This window comes from Mesorhizobium sp. P3_A9 (assembly GCF_056402975.1).
Map to the genome: position 1 here is coordinate 1 of NZ_JBFUGJ010000338.1, position 6,213 is coordinate 6,213.

General features: G+C 63.0%; 7 protein-coding genes and 2 pseudogenes. 4 read left to right on the top strand and 5 right to left on the bottom strand.

Features of this window, described 5'->3' with window-relative positions; translation table 11 throughout:
- Positions 1–171 (top strand): annotated as a pseudogene (locus AC1DX0_RS29055) (DUF1254 domain-containing protein); the annotation flags it as partial.
- A gap of 81 nt (positions 172–252) precedes the next feature.
- On the opposite strand, the gene AC1DX0_RS29060 reads toward AC1DX0_RS29055, so the two are convergent.
- Positions 253–438, bottom strand: coding sequence for a hypothetical protein (locus tag AC1DX0_RS29060; RefSeq protein WP_081850319.1), 186 nt, complete (start codon positions 436–438; stop codon positions 253–255).
- Between the two features lie 210 nt (positions 439–648).
- On the opposite strand from AC1DX0_RS29060, the gene AC1DX0_RS29065 reads away from it, so the two are divergent.
- Positions 649–1,680 (top strand): hypothetical protein, encoded by a 1,032-nt coding sequence (locus AC1DX0_RS29065; protein ID WP_477357846.1) that lies wholly within the window; start codon positions 649–651, stop codon positions 1,678–1,680.
- Here the strand turns inward: AC1DX0_RS29065 and AC1DX0_RS29070 are convergent.
- The 3 genes from AC1DX0_RS29070 to AC1DX0_RS29080 form a co-directional block, all read right to left on the bottom strand.
- Positions 1,658–2,005, bottom strand: a complete 348-nt coding sequence (locus AC1DX0_RS29070; protein WP_477219528.1) for a DUF1491 family protein — start codon at positions 2,003–2,005, stop codon at positions 1,658–1,660. The two genes, AC1DX0_RS29065 and AC1DX0_RS29070, sit on opposite strands and share 23 nt — an antisense overlap.
- A gap of 69 nt (positions 2,006–2,074) precedes the next feature.
- The gene (locus AC1DX0_RS29075; protein WP_477357849.1) at positions 2,075–2,890 is read right to left on the bottom strand and encodes a peptidoglycan-binding domain-containing protein; all 816 of its coding nucleotides are present in this window, start codon (positions 2,888–2,890) and stop codon (positions 2,075–2,077) included.
- Positions 2,865–4,628, bottom strand: a complete 1,764-nt coding sequence (locus AC1DX0_RS29080; RefSeq protein WP_477357852.1) for a sensor histidine kinase — start codon at positions 4,626–4,628, stop codon at positions 2,865–2,867. Before AC1DX0_RS29080 ends, AC1DX0_RS29075 begins: the two co-directional genes overlap by 26 nt.
- Before the next feature lie 533 nt (positions 4,629–5,161).
- Here AC1DX0_RS29080 and AC1DX0_RS29085 point away from each other — a divergent pair.
- Together AC1DX0_RS29085 and AC1DX0_RS29090 are read left to right on the top strand one after the other, a co-directional pair.
- Positions 5,162–5,512, top strand: a complete 351-nt coding sequence (locus tag AC1DX0_RS29085) for a DUF5330 domain-containing protein (RefSeq protein WP_477219531.1) — start codon at positions 5,162–5,164, stop codon at positions 5,510–5,512.
- A 101-nt stretch (positions 5,513–5,613) separates the two neighbouring features.
- Positions 5,614–6,042, top strand: coding sequence for a SufE family protein (locus AC1DX0_RS29090; RefSeq protein ID WP_477219783.1), 429 nt, complete (start codon positions 5,614–5,616; stop codon positions 6,040–6,042).
- Positions 6,043–6,138: 96 nt separating this feature from the next.
- On the opposite strand, the pseudogene AC1DX0_RS29095 reads toward AC1DX0_RS29090, so the two are convergent.
- Positions 6,139–6,213, bottom strand: a pseudogene (locus tag AC1DX0_RS29095) (MucR family transcriptional regulator); the annotation flags it as partial.

Below are 6,213 nucleotides of genomic sequence, written 5' to 3' on the forward strand. Positions count from 1 at the left end.
ATGATCGACGTGCGCAAGGATCTGCCCGAGGATCTGCAGGGGGCGATCTTCGTCGAAGCGCCGATCGATGAGGGCATCTTCGTCATCCGCAGCTTCGTCCCGGACGACAGCTGGAAGCCGATCGTGTCGCGCTTTCTCGATCAAAGCTCCTGCGAGCTGCAGGATTTCTAGACCAGATCGAGGCCTGATATCCGCACCAGGAGAGCCGGCAGCGGATGCTGCCTGACGAGCCAGTCGCCGCCTAGGGAAGACTCAGTGGTGCGGCATCGGCGTCCGTGGCGATCCCGGCTTGTCGGGCCCGGCAGGCCGCGCTTCGCCGGCGCTGGACCGCTCATAGCGGATGCCGGGAAAGATGATCACCGCCGCCGGTATTTCGGTGGTTTGCTTGGCTCGATTGGTCGGTGCCGCACGCGGCACGAAAGACAGTACCATGCCCATGATTCGCGCATTCCTCTCGGTTTCCCCGGAGCACAACGCAACGCCTCCAAATATCATTAAGGACGGCAGAGGGTTAACGGAGCGCTAACGGATCACCGCTAACTTGATCTTTGTCCAGAGGTCAGGAGGTTCTGACCGAGGCAATCGCGAAACCGACACAGTCCCGGTTGAGCGTGATCAAGGCTGTGTGTCGAGTATCGGGTATCCTTCGTGTCATCTTCGGACTTCAGGCAAATCGCGATACGGACGGAATCGGGCAAGGCCGAAAGGCTTTTCCGCGCCGCGGTGTCGGCGTTCTGTTCGCTGACCCGCCCCTCCCGCCGCGAGATCGGCCAGCTCGAAGACCTGACACTGCCGCTGTTCGACGATGTGTCCGTCGAATCGCGACGCTACGTGGCAGCCGCCCTCTCCGAATGTGAGTATGCCCCCGCGGCACTCGTGCGGCGCCTGTGCGAAGAACCGGTCGACATTGCCGCGCCGCTGCTGATCCGCTCGCGCGCCGTCAGCGATATCGACCTGATCGCGCTGATCGGCAGGCATGGGCTGCCGCATGCGCGCGCCATCGCGCGCCGCAAGGACCTGAACCCGACCATTGCCGACCTGATCAGGGTGCTCGAAAGACCGACGCTGGTGCGGAAGCGGGATCCTGAGGTGCAAGCTCCCGCGGCGCTAACCGTCGCAGTCGTCAATGTGGAAGYGACCGAAGACAGCGCGACGAGCCAACAGCCCTCCGGCATTGCTGCCGAGAATGCGCGGCGCAGGCTGCGCTCCATGATGCACACCGGTGATGAAGCACTGGCGGCGAAGGTCGATGCGTTCCACGGTTCGGATACCTATGTCAAGCTGCGCGAGACGGCGCTGACGGGAAACGCCGCCTTCTTCCAGACCGCGCTGGCGGACGTGCTCGACATTGATTTTTCGACCGCGCGATCGCTGACCGCCAACCAGAACTACGCCTCATTGTTGGCGGCGCTGCGCTCTCTCGACTTCAGCGAAGACAGGGCCTTCCTGATCACGGTCGCCATCTATCCCAGCCTGTTCCCGCATCCGCAGGCCATCCGCACCTATCTCGACCGCTATCGTCTGCTGCATCGCGATGTGGCTCTGGACACGGTGCGGGGATGGAAAGCCGAGACGCTGTCCAGGATGGTCCGTGAAGATTCCCCGGCAAACAGCGACAGCCGGACGGCCTCGAACAGCGACGATGCCGCCCCCAGCCTCAGGGCGTCTTCACGGAAATAAGCTCCTCGACGGGAACGGTGCCGGCCTCGATCTCGACCACCCAGATGTCGGGATCGAATTTCTTTTCCCTCTCGAGACGGGCATCGAGCACAGCCTGATCATCGCCGGCTGTGAGAAGGCTGAAGAAGCGGTCGTCCGGCTTGGCCGAATCGTAGCTTGTCTGCGGCGCCGGTCCGTAAAGCGCGATTTCGCCCAGCCTACCCCGCGCCAGCACGAAAACAGCACCGGCCTCGGTCGCGCCACGGTTGACCACGGCGGCAAATCCGCCGGCGCCGAAAACCCGGCGCACCAAGGCCGAGACCCAAAGATCCGATGTGACGCGCATGAAAACTCCGCAAAGTGTGCGGGCTATGTATCGCTGTTTCCGCCGCTGGGCGAGCCGTCGTTTCAGGCCTTAGTTGGTCAGGCCGATCTCGCGCATCTTGACGTAGACGAYYTCGTCGGGCTCGCCGGTCTGCGGCAGSCCGAACAGCGACTGGAATTCCTTGATCGCYGCCTTGGTGCGCGCACCGACCACACCGTCCAACTGCATATCGTCATTGCCGAACGCCTTGAGCCCGGCCTGGATCTTGACGATGCGGGGATCGGGTCCCTGGGTCTGGGCCCCATCCGCCTGYCCTGAATTCGTTTGCCCGGCATTTGTCTGCCCGGAATTTGTCTGCAACGACACCGGAACGGCGGCTGGCGCGACGTCGGGACGAGGCTGCGGTTTCGGCACGGCAGCGGTCTTCGGCGTTGCGCCAAGCTGATCCAGCAGCAGCGCATCGATTTCGCCGGAGGCGTTGAGCCCGACCTTCTGCTGATAGGCCTGTATGGCCTTGCGCGTGTTGGGGCCGGAAATGCCGTCGACMGTGCCGGRATAGAARTCGAGGTCCTTCAATATGCCCTGSACCTGCTCGACCACCGGATCGCCCTTGACCGGCGACGGCGCGGCACTGGGTCGTTCGATGTTGAATGTGGTCTCCGGCTCGTCAGCCGCGGCGCGCGGAAAAGCCTGAATGCTGCGGGTGGCGAAGAACGCGCCTGCATGCGGGAAAGGCTGATACCACAGCGCATTCGCCGAGACATAGAACAGCGTCACCAGGAATGCCGTCGATCCGCCCACCAGAACGGGATTGCGCGAAATCATGCCGCCGACGGCGATGGCGCCGTCCTGAAAGGCATTGCTGCGGCGYTTGACYGCCTTARSCTGTTTTGCGGAGCGAGCCATTYCTGTCCCCTTTCGCCCTCGTCACCGGCATCGTCAGCACCCCTGCCTGGTGCGCCGGGCGCCCCTTCGGCCCGTTGACCGGCAGGCCGATGGTCACCGTGGTGCCCTCGCCCGGCATGCTYTCGATCGACATSGTGCCTTCGTGCAGCGCCACCAGCCCCTTCACCAGGGACAGGCCAAGGCCGGTCCCCTCGAARCGGCGCGTATAGTCGTTCTGGATCTGCATGAASGGCTTGCCGAGATTGGCGAAATCCTCYTCGGCGATGCCGATGCCGGTRTCCCTGACCCAGAAATGCAGGCGCGAACCGATCCGCTTGGCGCCGACGACGACATCGCCGCCGTCGGGCGTGAACTTGATCGCGTTGGAGACCAGGTTGATGAGGATCTGCTGCACGGCGCGGCGATCGGCATTGATGTCGCCGGCGTCGGGAGCGATCTGCGTCTGCAGGTTGATGTTCTTGGCCTGCGCCTGCAGGCTCATCATCGACTGGCACATGTCCACGGCTTCCATGAACCGGAACGGCTCCGGTTCCGCCGCGTAGGCGCCGGATTCGATCCGCGACACGTCGAGTATGGATGTCACGACGGCCAGCAGATGCTGACCAGAATCCCGCACCAGGCCGACATATTCCTTCTGGCGCGGATCCTTGAAATCGCCGAACATCTCGTGCAGCAGCATGTCCGAGAAGCCGATGATGGCGTTCAACGGCGTGCGCAGTTCATGGCTGACCACCGCCAGGAACCGACCCTTGGCCACTTCCGCGGCGGCTGCCGCTTCATTGGCCTGCGCGAGTTCCTCACGCAGCCGGGCCGTCTCATCATTCTCGCGCAGGATGAGCGTGAAGGCGTCGCCCTGTTCCTCGGCGCGCAGCAGTTCGAGCAGGAACGGCCGATAGTTGTCAGCCATCAAGCGACTGTCATGTTGGCGATTGCCGCTCTGGCCATTGCCGTTCTGGGGCAGCCTGATGCGCAATTCGAGGCGGCGCGAGGCAGCACCATCGCGCATGTCGGCCAGGGCGCTGAGATAGGCGACACGGTCCGACAGGTGGACGCGGTCGAAGAGGCCGGTTCCGGAAAGCAGCTCCGGCGGCAATTTCAAAAGCGTGCGCGCCTTGGCCGAGGCATCGAGCACCTCGCCATGGCGGGCGACCCGCAAGATCACCGCGTCGATGATGTCTTCCAGCCGGTCACCGCTATCCAGCGTATCAGCCACACCGGTGCTATCGCGAAACGCCGATAGGCGCGGGATCAGTGTCAGCGCCCAGGCCAACGGCACCAGCCAATGCCAGGCGGCTATCTGCGCACCCGCGAAGGGCAAGAAAGTCGCGGCCAGAGGCTGAAGGGCAATGGCGGCAATGGCCGAGACCGCTCCCCACAAGGCCGCACGCCGCGAGGCGCCGATCCACCAGGCTTCGAACGGCAGCGCCACGGCAAGCATGGCGACAGGAGAACTCAACCCGCCAGCGGCGGCGATCAGACCGCCAAGGGCAACAGCCGCCATCGCCAGGGCGATCGGTGCCGCCGTGGCCATCCTGCCGGTCGCCGCCACCAGCAGGGCGATAAACCAGCACAGACCGAAGGCCGCGAAGATGGCGGCCATGGTCACCGCGGCACCCATGCCTGACGTCACCAGCGTGACCGCGGCACCAGCGGCAAAGAATGGCGCCGCCAGCATGACGCCGATGAAGCGGCGCTGGCGCTCGCGGCCGCTCTGCCCAAGAATCGAGGGATGGACCATACGTTCGCAACCGGCGGCAATCGCGCCAGGCAATTCAGCGTATCTGGCCTTGATCGGCATCAACTCAACGCACTCGCACTCATCGTGAACAGCTCTGCTTTTGCAGATTGTTTTGATTGGCTCTGAAACTCTCATCCAGCGTTTAAGGAATGGATAAGGCAGGGCCGACCAAAGCCCGGCCTGTGGCAAATATCGGGATGCTTGCTGYCGAAAACCCGTGCAAATGCCGCCATAGTAAATGGAGGGTTATCCGAGAACGCCTGCCGTCAGCGGACCGTGGGCGCGGCGAGAAGCGGCTCAATCTAGAGAAAATGCAATGGGAACAACCAGATAAATGGTTATCAGAGCGTAACCAAAATCGTCCCGATATGAAACAAATCCATCGCAAAACGCTTCGTTTCGAATTTGCCTAAAATTTGAGGAAAATTCTCGGCGAACCTGCAAGCCGTCCTTTGTGCCTGTGTGCCAACATCCTGCCCATAAAAGAGGTCATGCCGTATGATGCATGATCCGGTCGCGACGAGAGGCAAGGCATGTTCTTCCTGATAAGAATGGCTTTCTGGTTTTCACTGGTGCTGCTGGCGCTGCCGCTGAGCGTCGGTTCCGACGAGCCGGGGCAGGACAGCGTCGGGCCGATCCAGGCCCTGTTCGCGGCCCGTGACGCGGTCGGCGACATTGCCGGCATCTGCGAACGCAAGCCCGATGTCTGTGAAACTGGCAAATCGGCGATGCACACCATCACCGCACGCGCCAAGGAGACCGCCAAGATCGCGGCCGCCATGCTGGACGACAAGTCCGCCGGCCCCGACACCTCGACGATGACGGCCAGCGTGCCGCAAGAGATTGTCCTGCCCGAGACCGTCAACCTGCCGATAAAGAATTAAGCCGTCTCGACGGCGCACCGCGGGCCGTCTGCCCTCTCGACGCCCGCGGTGTCCTTGTTTTTTTCGTGACGCGGCACCGCTGCATGACTATATCCGGGGTCATGACGACCACGATCCAGACGATCCGCGACGATTTTTCGTTCCTCGATGAATGGGAAGACCGCTACCGCTATGTGATCGAACTGGGCGAGGCGCTGCCGCCCTTTCCCGATGAGCAGCGCAATGCAGCCAACAAGGTGCCGGGCTGCGTCAGCCAGGTCTGGCTGACCACCGAACGGGGACCGGGCAGCGATCCGGTCATTAGCTTCACGGGCGATTCAGACGCCCATATCGTGCGCGGGCTGGTCGCGATCATGCTGGCACTGTTTTCCGGAAGGACCGCCAGCGAGATCCAGAAAACCGATGCGGAAGCGACGCTCAAAGAGCTCGGCCTGGACGAGCACCTGTCGCCGCAACGCGCCAATGGTCTTCGCTCGATGGTCAAGCGCATCAAGCGCGATGCCGAAATGGCGCTCGCGCAGACCGCCTGACGCCGCGCCGATCGGTCGACGACCCTGTAACTTCCCCAAAATCAAACGGCGCCCGAAGGCGCCGTTGATGTCGGTTCGACTTGACAGAGCAGCCGACTACCGCGCCTTGCGCTTGCGACCGAGGCCCATCTTCTTGGCGAGCTGCGAGCGGGCTGCCGCATAGTTCGGGGC